Source organism: Streptomyces monomycini, assembly GCF_022271435.1.
GTDB lineage: Bacteria > Actinomycetota > Actinomycetes > Streptomycetales > Streptomycetaceae > Streptomyces > Streptomyces monomycini.
The window spans coordinates 59,135-73,501 of sequence record NZ_JAFIQY010000007.1 but is presented as its reverse complement, the minus strand read 5'-3'; the positions used below and the strand labels follow the sequence as shown (position 1 = coordinate 73,501).

Annotated in this window: 20 protein-coding genes and 1 pseudogene; 10 read left to right on the top strand and 11 right to left on the bottom strand. The window is 72.8% G+C overall.

All coding sequences use genetic code 11. The annotated features are described in order from the left end of the window. Nucleotides 1-26: 26 nt before the first annotated feature. The 4 genes and pseudogenes from JXZ78_RS11470 to JXZ78_RS11455 all read left to right on the top strand — a co-directional run. A pseudogene (locus tag JXZ78_RS11470) lies at nucleotides 27-251 on the top strand (HD domain-containing protein); the annotation flags it as partial. Nucleotides 252-672: 421 nt separating this feature from the next. Then, the gene (locus JXZ78_RS11465) at nucleotides 673-942 is read left to right on the top strand and encodes a hypothetical protein (protein ID WP_238783066.1); all 270 of its coding nucleotides are present in this window, start codon (nucleotides 673-675) and stop codon (nucleotides 940-942) included. Between the two features lie 178 nt (nucleotides 943-1,120). After that, nucleotides 1,121-1,312 (top strand): hypothetical protein, encoded by a 192-nt coding sequence (locus JXZ78_RS11460; RefSeq protein ID WP_238782876.1) that lies wholly within the window; start codon nucleotides 1,121-1,123, stop codon nucleotides 1,310-1,312. A gap of 158 nt (nucleotides 1,313-1,470) precedes the next feature. Further along, on the top strand, nucleotides 1,471-2,430 hold the full coding sequence (locus JXZ78_RS11455) for an alpha/beta hydrolase family protein (protein WP_238782875.1): 960 nt from the start codon (nucleotides 1,471-1,473) through the stop codon (nucleotides 2,428-2,430). A gap of 41 nt (nucleotides 2,431-2,471) precedes the next feature. Here JXZ78_RS11455 and JXZ78_RS11450 read toward each other — a convergent pair whose 3' ends face one another. The 3 genes from JXZ78_RS11450 to JXZ78_RS11440 are packed head-to-tail and all read right to left on the bottom strand — an operon-like array spanning nucleotide 2,472 to nucleotide 4,840. Then, nucleotides 2,472-3,386, bottom strand: coding sequence for a hypothetical protein (locus JXZ78_RS11450; RefSeq protein WP_238782874.1), 915 nt, complete (start codon nucleotides 3,384-3,386; stop codon nucleotides 2,472-2,474). Beyond that, nucleotides 3,383-4,180: a MerR family transcriptional regulator gene (locus JXZ78_RS11445; RefSeq protein ID WP_238782873.1), complete on the bottom strand. Its 798-nt coding sequence runs from the start codon at nucleotides 4,178-4,180 to the stop codon at nucleotides 3,383-3,385. Before JXZ78_RS11445 ends, JXZ78_RS11450 begins: the two co-directional genes overlap by 4 nt. 33 nt (nucleotides 4,181-4,213) lie before the next feature. Next, nucleotides 4,214-4,840: a 2'-5' RNA ligase family protein gene (locus tag JXZ78_RS11440; RefSeq protein WP_238782872.1), complete on the bottom strand. Its 627-nt coding sequence runs from the start codon at nucleotides 4,838-4,840 to the stop codon at nucleotides 4,214-4,216. 135 nt (nucleotides 4,841-4,975) lie between these two features. Between JXZ78_RS11440 and JXZ78_RS11435 the strand changes: the two genes are divergently transcribed. Both JXZ78_RS11435 and JXZ78_RS11430 read left to right on the top strand, forming a co-directional pair. Continuing rightward, nucleotides 4,976-5,221, top strand: a complete 246-nt coding sequence (locus JXZ78_RS11435; protein WP_238782871.1) for a YxD-tail cyclophane-containing RiPP peptide — start codon at nucleotides 4,976-4,978, stop codon at nucleotides 5,219-5,221. Between the two features lie 35 nt (nucleotides 5,222-5,256). Further along, entirely contained in the window at nucleotides 5,257-6,450 is a 1,194-nt protein-coding gene (locus tag JXZ78_RS11430; protein WP_308280998.1) for an FxsB family cyclophane-forming radical SAM/SPASM peptide maturase, read from the top strand. A 20-nt stretch (nucleotides 6,451-6,470) separates the two neighbouring features. On the opposite strand, the gene JXZ78_RS11425 is transcribed toward JXZ78_RS11430, so the two are convergent. Beyond that, nucleotides 6,471-7,229 (bottom strand): aminoglycoside adenylyltransferase family protein, encoded by a 759-nt coding sequence (locus tag JXZ78_RS11425; RefSeq protein ID WP_238782869.1) that lies wholly within the window; start codon nucleotides 7,227-7,229, stop codon nucleotides 6,471-6,473. A 138-nt stretch (nucleotides 7,230-7,367) separates the two neighbouring features. On the opposite strand from JXZ78_RS11425, the gene JXZ78_RS11420 reads away from it, so the two are divergent. Further along, a complete protein-coding gene (locus JXZ78_RS11420) occupies nucleotides 7,368-7,925 on the top strand; it encodes a DUF6221 family protein (RefSeq protein ID WP_238782868.1) in 558 nt (185 codons plus the stop codon). Nucleotides 7,926-7,960: 35 nt separating this feature from the next. Here the strand turns inward: JXZ78_RS11420 and JXZ78_RS11415 are convergent, their stop codons facing one another. The 4 genes from JXZ78_RS11415 to JXZ78_RS11400 form a co-directional block, all read right to left on the bottom strand. Next, nucleotides 7,961-9,217, bottom strand: coding sequence for a multidrug effflux MFS transporter (locus tag JXZ78_RS11415; RefSeq protein ID WP_238782867.1), 1,257 nt, complete (start codon nucleotides 9,215-9,217; stop codon nucleotides 7,961-7,963). Between the two features lie 215 nt (nucleotides 9,218-9,432). After that, the gene (locus tag JXZ78_RS40715; RefSeq protein ID WP_238782866.1) at nucleotides 9,433-10,470 is read right to left on the bottom strand and encodes a helix-turn-helix transcriptional regulator; all 1,038 of its coding nucleotides are present in this window, start codon (nucleotides 10,468-10,470) and stop codon (nucleotides 9,433-9,435) included. Between the two features lie 73 nt (nucleotides 10,471-10,543). After that, nucleotides 10,544-10,753 carry a hypothetical protein gene (locus tag JXZ78_RS11405; protein WP_238782865.1) on the bottom strand — a complete coding sequence of 70 codons (210 nt, stop codon included), beginning with the start codon at nucleotides 10,751-10,753 and terminating at the stop codon, nucleotides 10,544-10,546. Then, a complete protein-coding gene (locus JXZ78_RS11400; RefSeq protein ID WP_238782864.1) occupies nucleotides 10,750-10,974 on the bottom strand; it encodes a DUF4328 domain-containing protein in 225 nt (74 codons plus the stop codon). The genes JXZ78_RS11405 and JXZ78_RS11400 overlap by 4 nt, the downstream gene beginning before the upstream one ends. A gap of 177 nt (nucleotides 10,975-11,151) precedes the next feature. Here JXZ78_RS11400 and JXZ78_RS11395 point away from each other — a divergent pair, with 177 nt between their 5' ends. After that, nucleotides 11,152-11,445, top strand: coding sequence for an ArsR/SmtB family transcription factor (locus tag JXZ78_RS11395; protein WP_238782863.1), 294 nt, complete (start codon nucleotides 11,152-11,154; stop codon nucleotides 11,443-11,445). Then, entirely contained in the window at nucleotides 11,442-11,831 is a 390-nt protein-coding gene (locus JXZ78_RS11390) for a VOC family protein (protein ID WP_238782862.1), read from the top strand. The genes JXZ78_RS11395 and JXZ78_RS11390 overlap by 4 nt, the downstream gene beginning before the upstream one ends. Before the next feature lie 79 nt (nucleotides 11,832-11,910). On the opposite strand, the gene JXZ78_RS11385 is transcribed toward JXZ78_RS11390, so the two are convergent. Beyond that, nucleotides 11,911-12,366, bottom strand: coding sequence for a hypothetical protein (locus tag JXZ78_RS11385; protein WP_238782861.1), 456 nt, complete (start codon nucleotides 12,364-12,366; stop codon nucleotides 11,911-11,913). 253 nt (nucleotides 12,367-12,619) lie between these two features. On the opposite strand from JXZ78_RS11385, the gene JXZ78_RS11380 reads away from it, so the two are divergent. Further along, nucleotides 12,620-12,964 (top strand): hypothetical protein, encoded by a 345-nt coding sequence (locus JXZ78_RS11380; RefSeq protein ID WP_238782860.1) that lies wholly within the window; start codon nucleotides 12,620-12,622, stop codon nucleotides 12,962-12,964. Between the two features lie 68 nt (nucleotides 12,965-13,032). Here JXZ78_RS11380 and JXZ78_RS11375 read toward each other — a convergent pair whose 3' ends face one another. Continuing rightward, on the bottom strand, nucleotides 13,033-14,097 hold the full coding sequence (locus JXZ78_RS11375; protein ID WP_238782859.1) for a TauD/TfdA family dioxygenase: 1,065 nt from the start codon (nucleotides 14,095-14,097) through the stop codon (nucleotides 13,033-13,035). A 28-nt stretch (nucleotides 14,098-14,125) separates the two neighbouring features. After that, entirely contained in the window at nucleotides 14,126-14,356 is a 231-nt protein-coding gene (locus JXZ78_RS11370) for an MbtH family protein (protein WP_238782858.1), read from the bottom strand. Nucleotides 14,357-14,367 lie beyond the last annotated feature (11 nt).

Genomic DNA, 14,367 nt, shown 5'->3' with positions numbered 1-14,367 from the left:
GGCGCATCTCCGTCCGCCTGAAACCCGTGGAAGTGGACCTGCTGCGCAGCGAACCGCTCCGGCGTCTGCACTTCGTCGCGCACGCCGGGGCGTCGGCGATCAGTACGCCGCAGTCGTACTCCAGGCTGGAACACTCCCTCGGCGTCTTCGCCCTGACCGCACACTTTCACCCGGAGGACGAGCTGTTACGGGTCGCTGCGCTGCTGCACGACATCGGCCGTCTACCGCTGAGCCACACCTTCGAAGGCATGGCCGGGCTCAACCACCACGCCATCGGCCTGGAACTGCTGCGGACCTCCCCGATCCGGCCGGTGCTCGAACGCCACGGAATCGACGCCGGGGCCGTCGCCGCCGCACTGGGCGGCCGGCCGCCCTCCTCCCTCACCAACCGTTCCGGGCTGCTCGGTCTCGACCACCTCGATTCGTACGTGCGCAGTGGGCGCGCGGCCGGACGTCTCGATGCCGGCCCCGCTCGCCTACTGGGGCGGCTCGGCATCGAGGACCGTGCGGTGTCGACCGACCGTGAGACCGCCGCGCTGCTCGTCGGCCTGGTGTGCGCGGAAGCGCGGTTGCACACCTCGTGGGACAACGTGGGCCCGGTCCCGGTGGTCCGGCGCCTGGCCCCGCCGGCTGCTCGACAGTACGGACCTCGCCCCCGAGCGGCTGGCCCGTATGACAGACCCGCACCTGTGGTCCGCGTTCGATGCCTGCTCGGTCACGCGGGCGGAGAGCGTCAGGATCCGGTACGAACCGCACCGGTTGCGGGTCGCGGCCGCACAGGGCGCCCGGGAAAGCTCGGGGTGGGACTACCCCTTGCGCAAGATCTACAGCTCGGCACCCCTGGTGAAGGGACAACTGGTCGAGGTGGCCGCGCCCGAGCTGGCGGAGAAGTTGGACGCGCTGCGTTCGTTGCCCACCGAGTTTCACGTCCGCTGGAACTGAGCGCCGACTTTCGGCCCACCAACCCTCCGTAGCACCAGAGTTGCCGGGGACACTTTCGGCGCCGCCCCGGCCCACCCGCCACCGCCGGCACCGTCACACTCTTTCGCCGTCACCCCCTTGACCGGTGACGCGTCACCTGCCAGAGTCGTCACACACTCGCCCCACACGGAGGCCCGCGATGAACACCGGCACCACGACGGACAGCACGACAGCAGTCCGACAGGCCAGGTTCGGCACGCTGCCCGAGCGCATCCCGTACGAGGACATGGTCACGGAGCAGCCCTCACCGGAGAGCCGCGCGCAGCACGCGCACCACCCCGAAGGCTCCTGGAACCACTTCTCATGCCTGGCCTTGGACCTCGGCCTGTAGGCGCCCCTCTCCCGTTGACAAAGCGGAACGCTGTTCCATATCGTAACCGGAACAGCGTTCCGCTTCTGCTTCCCCGGGAGCCGGACGCGCCCGCCCGCCTCTTCCCGTGACCGCCCGACGCGGCCACCGGCAGCGGCCCTCGAAGGGACATGCGCCTCATGAATGCAACGAGCTCCCCGGCCGGCACCTTCGGCTCGCCCGCCCCCGTCCTCTCGGTCAGCCCGGTGACGCTGCCCGTACCCGGACGGGCCGTGGACCTTCAGGTACGGATCTCCGCGCCGGTCACCGGGAGCGACCTGCCGGTCGTCCTCCTCTCGCACGGCCAGGGACCCTCCAACCACCTCTCCTCGCTGAACGGCTACGCGCCCCTCGCCACCTACTGGGCGGCGCACGGCTTCGCCGTGATCCAGCCCACCCACCTCAGTTCCAGGACACTGACCCTGGACCCCGCCACCCCCGGCGCCCCTCTGCACTGGCGCTCGCGGGCCGAGGACATGCGGCACATCCTCGACCGCCTCGACGTGCTCGAAGCGGCGGTCCCGCAGCTTCCCGGGCGCCTGGACCGGGACCGGATCGCCGTGGCCGGGCACTCGATGGGCGGGCACACCGCGAGCATGCTGCTCGGCGCCCGGCTCACCGACCCGGACGACGGGACGGTGGCCGACCTGACGGAGCCCCGGATCAAGGCGGGTGTCCTGCTCGCCGCACCCGGCAGGGGTGGTGACGCCCTCACCGAGGCCATGGCCGAGGCGCTTCCGTTCCTCGCGGGCATGGACTTCTCCGGCATGACGACGCCCGCGCTCGTGGTCGCCGGCGACAAGGACGACTCCTCCCACCTGACGGTCCAGGGCCCCGACTGGCACGCCGACCCGTACGTCCTCTCCCCCGGACCCAAGTCCCTGCTCACCCTGTTCGGCGCGGAGCACGGGCTCGGCGGGGTCTCCGGCTACGACGTCGCCGAGACCACGGACGAGAACCCCGCGCGGGTGTCCGCGGTGCAGCGGCTCACCTCGGCCTACCTCCGGACTCAGCTCTACCCGGGGGACTCCGCCTGGGAGGCGGCCTGCGACGCGCTGACGTCCGGCCCGGACGCGTTCGGACGGGTCGAGGCCAAGTAGGGCGACCGGGCGCCGTTCCGGAACGTCCGTTCCGGGTGGCGTTACGCTTCAGCCGACGGCCGGTGGCCGGTGGCCGCCGGCTGGAGCGCGGCGGTCTCCCTCGTACGGTCGCCCGCGGCCGCTACGGCCCCGGCTTTCAGCGCGGTGACGACGGCCGCCGGGTCCTCGGCGTAGAAGCGGAAGGCGCGGGCCTCGGCGGGCTTGCCCAGGGCGCGTACGAAGCGCACCGGTTCGGTGAGTTCGACGAGGACCGTCGTCCGGCCGGCCACGGCCATGTCGGCGACACCGTTCTTGTCCACGACGGCCAGCTTGCCGTCCGGGAACTTCTGCTCCCGGCGGACGGAGGCCACCCGGCCGGCGGGTATACGGATGTCCAGCAGGGCACCGTAGCGCAGGCGCAGCGAGCCGTCCGCGCCGATCACGTGCGGGCGCACCACGCAGGAGGCGTGCAGGGCGATGACGAAGTAGCAGCCCCAGATGTCGAGGACGAGCGTCACCGCGTGCACCACCGGCCACGGGATGACGAAAGCGAGCCCCACGGTCTCGACGACGCAGACGAACAGGAAGCCGTACATGGTCGCCGTCTGTCCCGGCGCGTACGGGACGGGCAGGTCACCGTCGCGTACCCCGTGCGGGCCACGGCGGGCCGCCCAGCGCAGGAAGCTGGTGAAGAGGAACACCTCGTGGGTGGTCAGCTTGCGCACCGGCGCCGGGACGGTGTCGGCGATCGCGGCGACGAAGGCGGCCCGGCTGCCGAGGCCCGCGCGGCGGTGGCGGCGGTGGTCCAGGCAGATCAGAGCGGCCGCCGCGGCGGCGAGCGTGAGCACGGCCGGCTCCATGGCCAGCCGGACGGCCGGGGCGATGCGCACCCCGCCGGCCACACTCAGGACGAGCACCAGCTCCCCGGGCACGAGCGCGGCGAAGGACCAGCGCACGGCCTTCCTCAGCGCGTTCACCCGGCACGCTCCCTGAGCAGCTCGATGGCGCGGTACACCGCGGCGGCCTGGGCGGGGGTGAAGTCGGAGAAGAAGGCGTCGGCGAACCTGTCACCGGCCCCCACGTCGCCGTCGGCGGGCAGGCGCATCGCCTGGAGTGCCTCGTCCGGGATGCAGTCGACGACGGCCCGGGCGGCCTGTTCCACCCGCGGGTCGTCCTCGGCGGCCTCGGCCAGCTCGTCCATCAGGGCATAGACCTCGTACGCACGCCGTACCGCCGCCGGATCGGCCCGGAAGGTGTGCATCAGACCGTCGAACCAGCCGCGGTCGCCACCCGGCGCCCCGGTCTCCAGCAGGGCCAGGAGCTGCCGCTCCTTGGCCGCCATCGCCGGCTCCGGTCCGGGCACCAGCGCCGAGGCGCGGGCCATGTCGTCGAAGACGGCCGCGAGCTCGGGCGAGACGGGGGCCTCCGCCGGCAGCCGGCCGGTCCGCTCGGCCTGTTCGAACAGCCGGGCCAGGCGGGCGCGGCGCTGCCGGATGGCCTCCTCCTGGCGTGCCAGGTCGGCGTCCAGCTCGGTGAGGATCTCGATGAGGTCCTTGCCCGCGTCGTCCGCCAGGACGTCCTTGACCTCGTCCAGGCTCAGGCCGAGCTCGACCAGCCGCCGGATCCGGGCCAGTTCGATGGCGTCGCGCAGCGAGTACTCACGGTAACCGTTGGGCTGCCGCGGTGGCTCGGGCAGCAGCCCGGTGCGGTGGTAGTGCCGTACGGCACGAGTGGTGACGCCGACGATGCCGGCCAGCTCTCCGATGCGCATGGCTTCAGTAGAAACGTTGCCGCTGCGACAAGGTCAAGCGACACGGTACGGGGCGCCCAGACGGTACGCCGCCCGGTCCTGCCAGCGCCGCCCGTCCCAGACGATGAGGTGGACCGCGTCCACGGAACAGCTCAGCGGCAGCGCGGGGGCCAGTTCGGCCTGCAACGCGTCGTACGCGGCCTCCTGGGTCGCCGGGCCCTCGTGGTTCGCGATCGTCAGGTGCGGGGCGAGGCCCGCGCCGAATATCCCCCGGTAGGGCACGGCTTCCGGCCAGCGCCGGGTGAGGTCCTTGGTCAGCGCGGTCACCGGATCGTGGGGCCACGGGTCGAGGTGGAGCACGCCGGGGAAGCGGCCGAACGCGTCGAAGGTCAGCGTGAAGGCGTCGTGCCCGGCGAAGAGGCCGGTCAGCGCGTGCTGCGTCGCGGCGTCGACACGGCTCTCGTGCAGGAACGGGTACAGCACGGTGACGTGGGCGGGGAAGCCCGCACGGACCAGCGGGTCGGCTTCCGGGACCTTGATCGTCAGGGCGGTGTCGCCCGGTACGTCCGGCCAGCCGGCCGCCGCGGGCCCGCCTCCGACGGGCTCCGCGTCTGCCGCTCCCGCCGCGTTCCTTTCGGCCTGTACCTGTACCTGTACCCGCGCTTCCGTCTCTGCGTTCATCACGCGACATGATCCCATCGGCGGGGGCGCCTCCCCTCCCCCGAGTCGCTGCGGGCGTTGGCCGGAACGACGCGCTGAATTCACCACCGGACCGTGGAAGCCTTGGCGGGACCGACGAGCGAGAGAGGCCCTGGCATGACCAAGACCTGCCTGCCCGTAGAGCCGCCGTCCATAGAGCCGCCGACCGCGGAAGCGCTGCCCGCCGAACCGCTGCCCGTGAACCGAAGCGATGCGCGGCTCCCTGACTTCGCCGCCCTGCCGCTCGGCGAGCTGTCGGCCCGTACCGAACACCCGGTGCTGAGCGCCCTGCTGCCCGGCGTGCGCGAACGGATGGACAGCTCGGACGTCGTCGCGTTCTACGACGACGCGCCCCCTGAATGAGGGAGTCCGGCCGGCCTGTTCCTTCCCGGCAGCGTGTGCCGTTCCGGCAGTTCGTGCTCAAGGTGCACAGCAGGTGCAACCTCGCCTGCACCTACTGCTACGTGTACGAGGGGCCCGACCAGAGCTGGCGCGAGCGCCCCGCCCGGGTGGCCGAGGAGACCGTACGCCGTACCGCGGAGCGGATCGCCCAGCACGTCACCACCCACGGGCTGCGGTCGATACGGGTCGATCTGCACGGCGGGGAGCCCCTTCTCGTCGGCCCCGCCGCACTGATCGGTCACGCGCGGGCCGTCCGGGACGCCGTGCCCGGCGGCTGTGCCGTCGCCGTCTCGGTGCAGACCAACGGCACGCTGCTCACCGCGGACGCCGTACGGCGGCTCGGCGCGGCCGGCATCACCGTCGGCCTGAGTCTCGACGGCGGCAGCGCCCGGCTCAACCACCGGCGGGTCGACCACGCGGGGCGGCCCTCCTGGCCCGCGGTACGACGGGCGGCCGGCCTGCTGGCCGGTGCGCCCGCCGCGTACGGGGGCATCCTGTGCACCATCGACGTGGCGACCGACCCCGCGGAGACCTACCGGTCACTGATCGCGCTGGAGCCCACCGGTCTCGACTTCCTGCTCCCGTACGGGAACTGGAGCGATCCGCCGCCCGGCCTCGGCCCGTTCGCCGGGCCCGTCGGCCGGGCAGCGCGTCCCGTCCCGTACGGCACCTGGCTCGCCCGGGTCTTCGACCTGTGGTGGGACACGCCCCCGGATCAACGGCTCGTCCCGGTCCGCCTGTTCGGTGAGATCGTGGCGTTGCTGCTCGGGGCGGCGAGCAGGTCCGAGACGGTGGGGCTGTCCCCGCTGGCCGTGGTGGTGATCGACACCGACGGTGCCCTCCAGCGGCTCGATTCCCTCAAGACCGCCTATGCGGGCGCGCCCGACCTGGGGATGGACGTCTTCCGGCACGACTTCGAGGACGCCCTGGGCCATCCGCACACCGTGGCCGCCCAGGCCAGGGGGCTGGACACGCTCTGCGGAAGCTGCCGCCGCTGCCCCGTCGCCGGTGTCTGCGGGGGCGGCAGATACACCGACCGTTACCTGCACGGGTCGGGTTTCGATCACCCTTCGGTGTACTGCGCGGATCTGGAGCACCTGATCCGCCACATCGGCGAGCGGCTCCGCGAGACGGTACGAGGACGGACGGCACGAGGGCGAGGAGCGCCGGACGAGCCGGTGCGCCGGTGAACCGGTCCACCGGACCACATTCACCCGCCGGGCAGTTGACGGATCTCGGCGAGCATGTGGTCCACGAGCGGGCGTACCCGTGCCTTCAGCTCGCCGCTCCAGCTCTCCTCGGCGTACCGGCAGGTGAGGTACAGCTCCCTGGCGTGGCACAGGACCGGGCGGTGCCGGGGCGGGAGGTGGTCGAGGGCCCAGTCTGCGGCGGCGTCCTTCGTCCTGATCACCCCGGTGGCGAGGGTGGTCCAGATGCGCGCGAGGGTCAGTACGACGTTGCGGGTGTCGCTGTCCACGTCGTCCAGCAGGCCGGGGATGCCCCGCACGCTCGCCCGTACCACGTCCGCCCACGGGACGGGGTCGAGAACCTGTGCCGGGGGCGGGCCCGTGAGGGGGTGGTCGCCGGCCAGCGTCATGGTGACGAGCAGGGCCAGGTCCGGCATCGGTTCCGGCTCGGGGACCGCACCGGTCACGAACGCGTCGCGCAGCCACTCGCCGTAGAGGAAGTCGCCGGTCGGCGGGTAGCACCACGGGTGTACCTCGTCCTGGACGACGACGGTGAGTTCGACCGGGCGGGCCCCGCCGGTGAAGCCGGAGATGCCGCGCAACCCGTCGAGCAGGGCTCTTCGTTGCCGCGCGGTCATGCGCCGCCGGGAGACGGCGAGAACGTCCAGGTCGCTCGCCGGCCGGAGGCCGCCGAGCACGGCTGATCCGTGGAGGTAGCTGCCGACGAGCGTGGGGCCGAGGACGTCTTCGACCAGTGCCGCGATCTCCTGTTTCTGGTCCATGACCGCAGTCTCGACGCCGGGGGCGGGCGCGGTGGCGCGCCGTCGGCGAGTGGCTGAAAACCTCCTGTCTGTCGTCGCTCTCCTCGGGCACATTCGTGAGCACCGAGGCTGCTGTCCGTAGGTCGCCGGGGAGGCGCCGTGCACCAGACCATCGGTCGCCCCACGACCGGCAACGCGTTCGAGAAATACGAGCGGTTGCACCGCTCCGCACGGCAGGCGGCCGACCGGGCCCGCCGTATGCGGTCCGAAGCGGCAGCCGCCAGGCTCCGGGCCGCACAGATGCGCCGCGACATGAAACGCATGTTGACCCGGTGCCGGTCGGACCATGCCGACGTACAGCGCTCACCAGCCACGGGAGCTCCCCGCAACTCCGCCGCGCCGGCGGCGCAGCTCACCCTCCTGACCACCTTCCTGCACGCCCGTCTGGACGAGGACGGAAGGACCGCCGACCTGTTCCACGAAGCAGGCTGCCCGGGCGCCGAGGCGTCCGGGTGCCACTGCCTCGTCCCGCAACGGGTACGCCACGACGTCCTCGTCCGTCACGGCCTCGCCCGGGACTGCGAGGAGGCGATCGACGATCCCGATCACGACGCGTGCGACTGGCCGCACAGCGAGATGAGGGCCCTGTTGCGGTTGAAGGTGCTCGCGCTGCCGTACGAACTTCACCGGCAGTGGCGGGAGGAGTGGAGGCCGTGACAGCACGCGGGCGCGGCCCGGGGGCCGTACGCGGCTCACTCGGGTGAGGCGGCCGGCTCGCCATGGCCCTCCCACGGCCGGGCGAGCGTGACCAGGGCTGTCGCGGACAGCAGTACGCAGCCCAGGACGACGACCGCCGTCGACATGGCGGTGGTGTCCCCCAGCACCCCGGGCAGCGGCGCGGCCGCGGCTCCGAGGACGAACTGGGCGCCGCCGAGCATCCCGGAAGCGGCTCCGGGGGCGTCTCCGCCGACCGCGAGGACGATGGTGGTCGACGCGGGCAGCAGCAGCCCGAACCCGGACGTCAGGCCGAACAGGCAGGCCCAGGTGGTGAGGAAGGTGCTGATGCCGACGGCGAGCAGGGTCACCAGCGTGGCCAGGGAGACCACGGTGACGGCCACGCCGACGGTGAGCAGGAGGTTGAGACGTACCCGGCCGGCCAGCCGTCCGAAGACCGTCCCGGCCACCACCGTACCGACGGCGTTGGTGGCGAAGACGAGGCCGTACTCGGTGGGCGACAGTCCGTAGACGCCCTCGAAGACGAAGGGCGAGCCGGTGATGTAGGCGAACAGGGCGGCCAGACCGCACCCCATGACCAGAAGGTGGCCGGCCATCTCCCGGCGCCGCAGCAGCCCGGCCATCGCGGCGAGCACGGCCGGCAGGCCACCGGCCCTCCGCCGCTCGACGGGCAGCGATTCGGGTACCCACGCCCAGATCGCGGTCAGCAGCAGCAGTCCGGTCACGGCCAGTGCCACGAACACCAGCCGCCACGAGCCGACGCCGAGAAGGAGGCCGCCGGCCACCGGCGCCAGCACCGGCGCGGTGGACCCGATGACGCTCAGCGTGGTGAGCCGGCGGGCCGCGGGGGCGCCGGTGAACAGGTCGCTGACGACCGCCCTCCCGATGACGATGCCGGCGCCGCCCGCCACGCCTTGCAGCAGCCGGGCCGCGTCGAACACGACGATGTTCGGGGCGAACGCGCAGACCAGGGACAGCAGGCTGAACGCGCCGGAACCGGCCAGGAGCAGGCGCCGCCGCCCCGTCGCGTCGCTGACCGGGCCGAGGACGACCTGCCCGACGGCGAGCCCGACGAGGCACGCCGTCAGGGAGAGCTGGACGGCCGTCTTCGAGGTCCCGAAGGAGGTGACGATCTCCGGAAAGCCGGGCGCGTACATGTCGATCGCGAACGGCGACACCGCCGAGAGCCCGCCGAGGACCATGATCAGTAGGCCTGTTCCGGCCCGTGGGGGTGCGGAATTCCGTGGGGGTACGGAAGCGGTGCGGACGGTCATCGGTCTCCCTCCGAGGGTGCCTGCGGTGCGCCCATCGTCGGCGCCGCGGACGTGCCGCGGTGTGGAGCGCGGGGCCCGGGGGTGTGGAGGGCGGGGCCCGGGGGTGTGGAGGGCGGGGCCCGGGGCATGGAGGGCGGGGCCCGGGACGTGGGGCATGGGGGCGCCTCGGCGGGCCGCGGGAGGAGCGCGCCCGTTCGCGGCCCGGACGGCTGATGTCAGGAGTGCGCCTGCCTGAACCGGGCGGGCGACGTGCCCCGGTCGCGCCGGAAGGCGTAGCCGAAGTTGCCTGCCGAGGCGTAACCGACCTCGTGGGCGATCCGGGAGACCGGCCAGTCGGTCTCGACGAGCAACGCCGCGGCCCGGTCCAGGCAGTGACGCCGGTGGTACTCCATCACCGACGTCCCGTACAGCGCGCGGAATCCGGTGGTGAGGCGCCGCACCGACATCGACGACGCCCGGGCGAGGTCGGCGAGCGTCGGCGGTGCGTGGCGCTCCCGCCACAGCAGCCCGGGCACCCGGCGCAGCGCGGCCGTCTCGTGGTCGGCCAGGACCGGCTCGGCGCGGCCCCGGGCGCCGGCGGCTGCCGCGTCGTCGGGCGATGCCCCGGCCGAGAGCCCGTCGATCAGCGCGGCGAGTGCCGCCACGAGCCGGGACTCCATGAACAGCAGGCGCCCCGGGGAGGAGCGCCGGTGCAGAAAGATCTCCTCCAGCGGGCCGGCGACCGGGCGCAACGCGGCGGACCGGCCCAGGTACCGGTCGCGGGCGACGCTCTCCGGCCCGGTGGGCGGCAGGGCGCCCGCGCCGAGGCCGCCGAGATAGGACTCCAGTCCGGACCAGGTTCCGGTGACCGACACCGCTCGGTACCGCTCGCCGTCGCCGTGCGCCACGACGCCGTCGATGGCACCGCGGGGACTCAGCGCCACCGAGCGGGCGCGCAGGTCACCGGCGCCGGCCCCGGCCTCGCTGATGTGCATCCGCCCGTCGACGCAGTGCTCCAGCTCGAAGTGGTCCCCCGGGAACCGGAACCCGACCTGGTGTCCGCCGGCGAACGCGACGTCGTAGCGGACGATGTCGAACCCGCTGCGCAGCGACGTCACCTCGATGGTGCCGTCGCCGACCTCCGGACGCAGCCGGTGCCGCACCGTGCCGTCGCCGCTCTCCTCGGCCTGCGCGATCGACGCGTAGTACGCCGCGGACGTCGCCTCCGACACGGCCGAACCGGCCACGCCGGCGAGCTGATGCACCCTGGTCACAAGTCCGCAGGTTAGCTCCCGTCCGGCGCTCCGGTCATGCGCGCCCGGTGGCCGCGGCGGGGACGTACCGTACTCAGACGTCGCCGCGTCGCCGCTGTGCCGCGGTGAGGGCGCGGACGACGAAGACGGCGGCCATCGCCGCCGCGACGACTGCCGTGTCGGCGGCCAGGAGCGGGTACACGTTGTGGTAGGCACGCTCGATGACGTGGCCCGTGGAGACGGTGTACATCAGGCCCGTCCCGCTCGGCATCCCGACGAGCCACAGGCCCCGCCACCAGTTCACGGCGTGCGGCAGCCGCTCTTCGGGCCGCTCGCCCGGTGGATGCCGGCCACGACTCCACGGGGCACCCACAGGTTCGCGATGGGCGCGATCCAGCCTGCGTGGACCCACGGCCAGCCGTAGCGCGGCGGCTCTCCGGAGAGGGCGCGGACGTTGTCCCGGGCGCGCGAGAGCCAGATCAGGAAGGCGATCGCGCGGAGCACCGTGGCCGCGCTGCCCAGCATGGTGACGATGTGGTAGCCGTCCTCCAGCGCGGTCAGCCGCGCCCAATTGGCGTCTGACGTGCCCGGACGGCAACCAGAGAGCGTCGGTCGTTCGGCACGGAGCCGACAGTTCCCCGCCCCGGCACCGCCGGCTCCCCCGTCTTGTCAGGCAAGTCTCCACTTGCCTATGGTGAGGTCATGGCAGAGGATGTTTTCAAGGCGCTGGCCGACCCCACCCGCCGGCGCATCCTCGACGAACTGGCGGAGCGGAACGGCCAGACGCTGTTCGAGATATGCGCCCGGCTGGCGACCAAGCACGGCCTGGGGCTGTCCCGGCAGGCGATCAGCCAGCACCTGGCCGTCCTCGAATCCGCCGGCCTGGTCCGCTCGCGGCGCCAGGGCCGCTACAAGTTCCACGACCTGGACACCGCACCCCTGGAGCACATCGTGACCCGATGGCTCAGCACCGACACTCCGGAGAGCACCCCATGAGAATCCACGTGACCAGCGTCTTCGTCGACGACCAGGCCAAAGCGCTGCGCTTCTACACCGACATGCTGGGCTTCGTGAAGAAGCACGACGTCCCCCTGGGCGAGGAGGCCCGGTGGCTGACCGTGGTCTCCCCCGAGGATCCGGACGGGACCGAGCTGCTGCTGGAGCCCTCCGGCCACCCCGCGGTGCAGCCGTACAAGACGGCGCTGGTCCAGGACGGCATCCCGGCCGCCTCCTTCGCCGTGGACGACGTGCGGGCGGAGTTCGAGCGGCTGCGCGGCCTGGGCGTGACCTTCACCCAGGAGCCCCTGGAGATGGGCACGGTCACCACCGCCGTCCTGGACGACACCTGCGGCAACCTGATCCAGATCGTGCACAGCGCGTAGAGCGTGCCCCACGCAAGGCGTGCCCCGTGCGTGGATCGGGCACCGTGCGCAGACCGATCCCCCCGCGAGGCATGCCCGCTCAGGACCGGCCCTCCGGCCGCTGCTTGGGAAACGCGGTGCGCAGCGCGGCCCCCCGGGTCAGGAACGCGGCACCGATCAGGGGCACGGAGCAGACGCCCTGCAGCACGGCGTACCACGGCGGGCAGACACCGGGGACCGCGTCGACGGCGATGATCGCGATCGGCATGACGGCGGTGAGCGTGCACACCCGCTCGAAGTGCCGTCGCGATCCCTGCCCCGCGCGCACGGCCAGCCGGTGGACCACCGGGGCGATCACGAGCAGCACGGCGGCCCGCACCCACATGAACGTGGTCACCGTGTGCCCGCTGACCGCCACCGCGGCCACCGTCACAAGGGCGAGGGCGCAGAGGGCGCCGTAGAGCTTGACGCACGTGCGCACCGTCGCGAAGGCGCGCTGGACGCCGGGCTCGCCGTGGTGCGCCGTACCGGCCGTGATGTCACTGATGTTCGTCATGGACTTCCTCCGTCGTGTCGTGATGCCGACGCTACGGAGCACGTGAGCGGCGGAGTACGGGGCTGGACCCACGGGTGGGTGGGGCTGGACCCACTCCCCTGCCCGCACCGGCAGACGTACCGAACCGGCGTGCGCCGCCCGCTCACGCTCCCGCCGGGGCGGCACTTCCGGGGCACCTGGCAGACTCGTCCTACGGAATGCGACCGGACGGGAGCGCTCTGGGCCTGGCCGGTCGCCGGGGCAGGGAGGACCCATGAGCGGGCACGATCCGCACATCCACGTTCAGGCAAAGGCGCTGCACGACGACGCCGCTGCCCGCAATCTGATGGCATCCACGTTCGGCCTGGTCAGTGACCTGCCGAGCGTCGTCACCACGGGTTGCGGGCTGCGGGTTCCGTACGCGATGACCTCACGGCGTCCGGACCGTGTCACCTGCCTCGCCTGCCGCGAGCACGCATGTCAGGAGCACCTGCGTTTCGCGGCGGAGGTGGAAGGCATGAGCAGCGTGGTGGGATCGGTCTTCACTCCCGCCCAGAGGAAGCTGGCCGCCGACCGGCTCCGCGACCTCGCGCGGCAGTTCTCCGACGACGAGAGCTGAGAGGCGAGAAGCGGAAGCCGGATGCCGGGAGCCGGCCGTCGCCATGGCGACGGCGCGACCGCCCGCCGTCACGGCGCGCCCGCCGGCTTCAGCGGCGCGCACACCTGGGACCCGGGGGGCCGGACGGCGCGGGACGGGCGCAGGTCGGCGACCGCGAAGCAGCGCCGCAGCCAGCGGTCCTGCCCGTCGTAGCGGGGCCGGAAGGCGGTGCGGCCGTGCACGGCCGCGCGGTTGTCCACGACGATCAGGTCGCCGGCTTCGAGGACCGCGCCGTCGAGTACGGCGAGCATGGCTTCGCGCAGTTCGTCGAACGCGCGCGCCGCGGTCGCGTCCAGTGGCTCCATGGCGTGGAAGTCGGCGACGATCTCGGGGTCGGTGTCCGGTCCGGACAGTACGGGCAGCGGCGGCGAGACGGTGCCGGTACCGGTGCCCGTCGTCCGGGTGCCGGGTCCGCCGAACGAGCTGCTGAGGTGGATCCGGAACAGCGGGCGGCGCAGTACGCGGACGCACTCGGCGGACAGGCGGGGCAGCGCCCGGGTGATGGCGCCGTAGGTGGTGCGGGCGCGGCGCTCGTGATCGGCGCGCAGACACAGCAGCGTCACGAAGTCCGGCTTGTACGGGTGGAAGCCGTCTTCGGTGTGCAGTTCGAGCAGCACACTGCCGCTGTTCTCCTGGCACGCTTCGGCGCCTTCGACCGGGACGATGTCCTGGACCAGCCGGCCGGCCTTCTCGTCGGCGTAGGCGATGACGTCGCCGAGCCAGGAGACCGCGGCGAGCTGGGCGACGGTCGCGGTTCCCAGCCGTGACCGGAGAGGTGCGGCGCCGTCGGCGGGGGTCGGCGGCAGGTCGTCGTCGAGCGGTACGTTGCGTACGAGCAGGACGCCGTGCGCGTTGCCCTGCCTGCGGAAGTGGCTGAGCGCACGGGCCAGGCGCGGCGGGAGCCAGCGCGCCGCCACCTCGATCTCCGCGAGCAGCCTGGGGTCGTCGAGCTGCTCGGGCCCGGCCGCCCTGCCCTGCGGCAGCATGCCGGTGACCTCGTCGGCGACCTTGCGGAACTGCTCGGCTTCCTGCGGCGTCAGCTCCACCGTCACGGCCCCGGTGCCGCCGGCGGGGGGTTCCTGGTACGTCAGCACAGCGGTGTCTCCTCGCGGTCCGCGGCGGTCAACGGGCGGACGGCGACCCGGCTTCGTCCATGGTGCGGACGAGGCTCTTCGGGCGCATGTCGGTCCAGTGCTCCTCGACGTGGGCGAGGCAGGCGTCCCGCGTGTCCTCCCCGTACGCGACCGTCCAGCCGGCCGGGACCTCGGCGAACGTCGGCCACAGCGAGTGCTGGCCCTCGTCGTTGACCAGCACCAGGTAGGTGCTGTCGGCGTTCTCGAAAGGATTGGTCATGGGCGTGATCC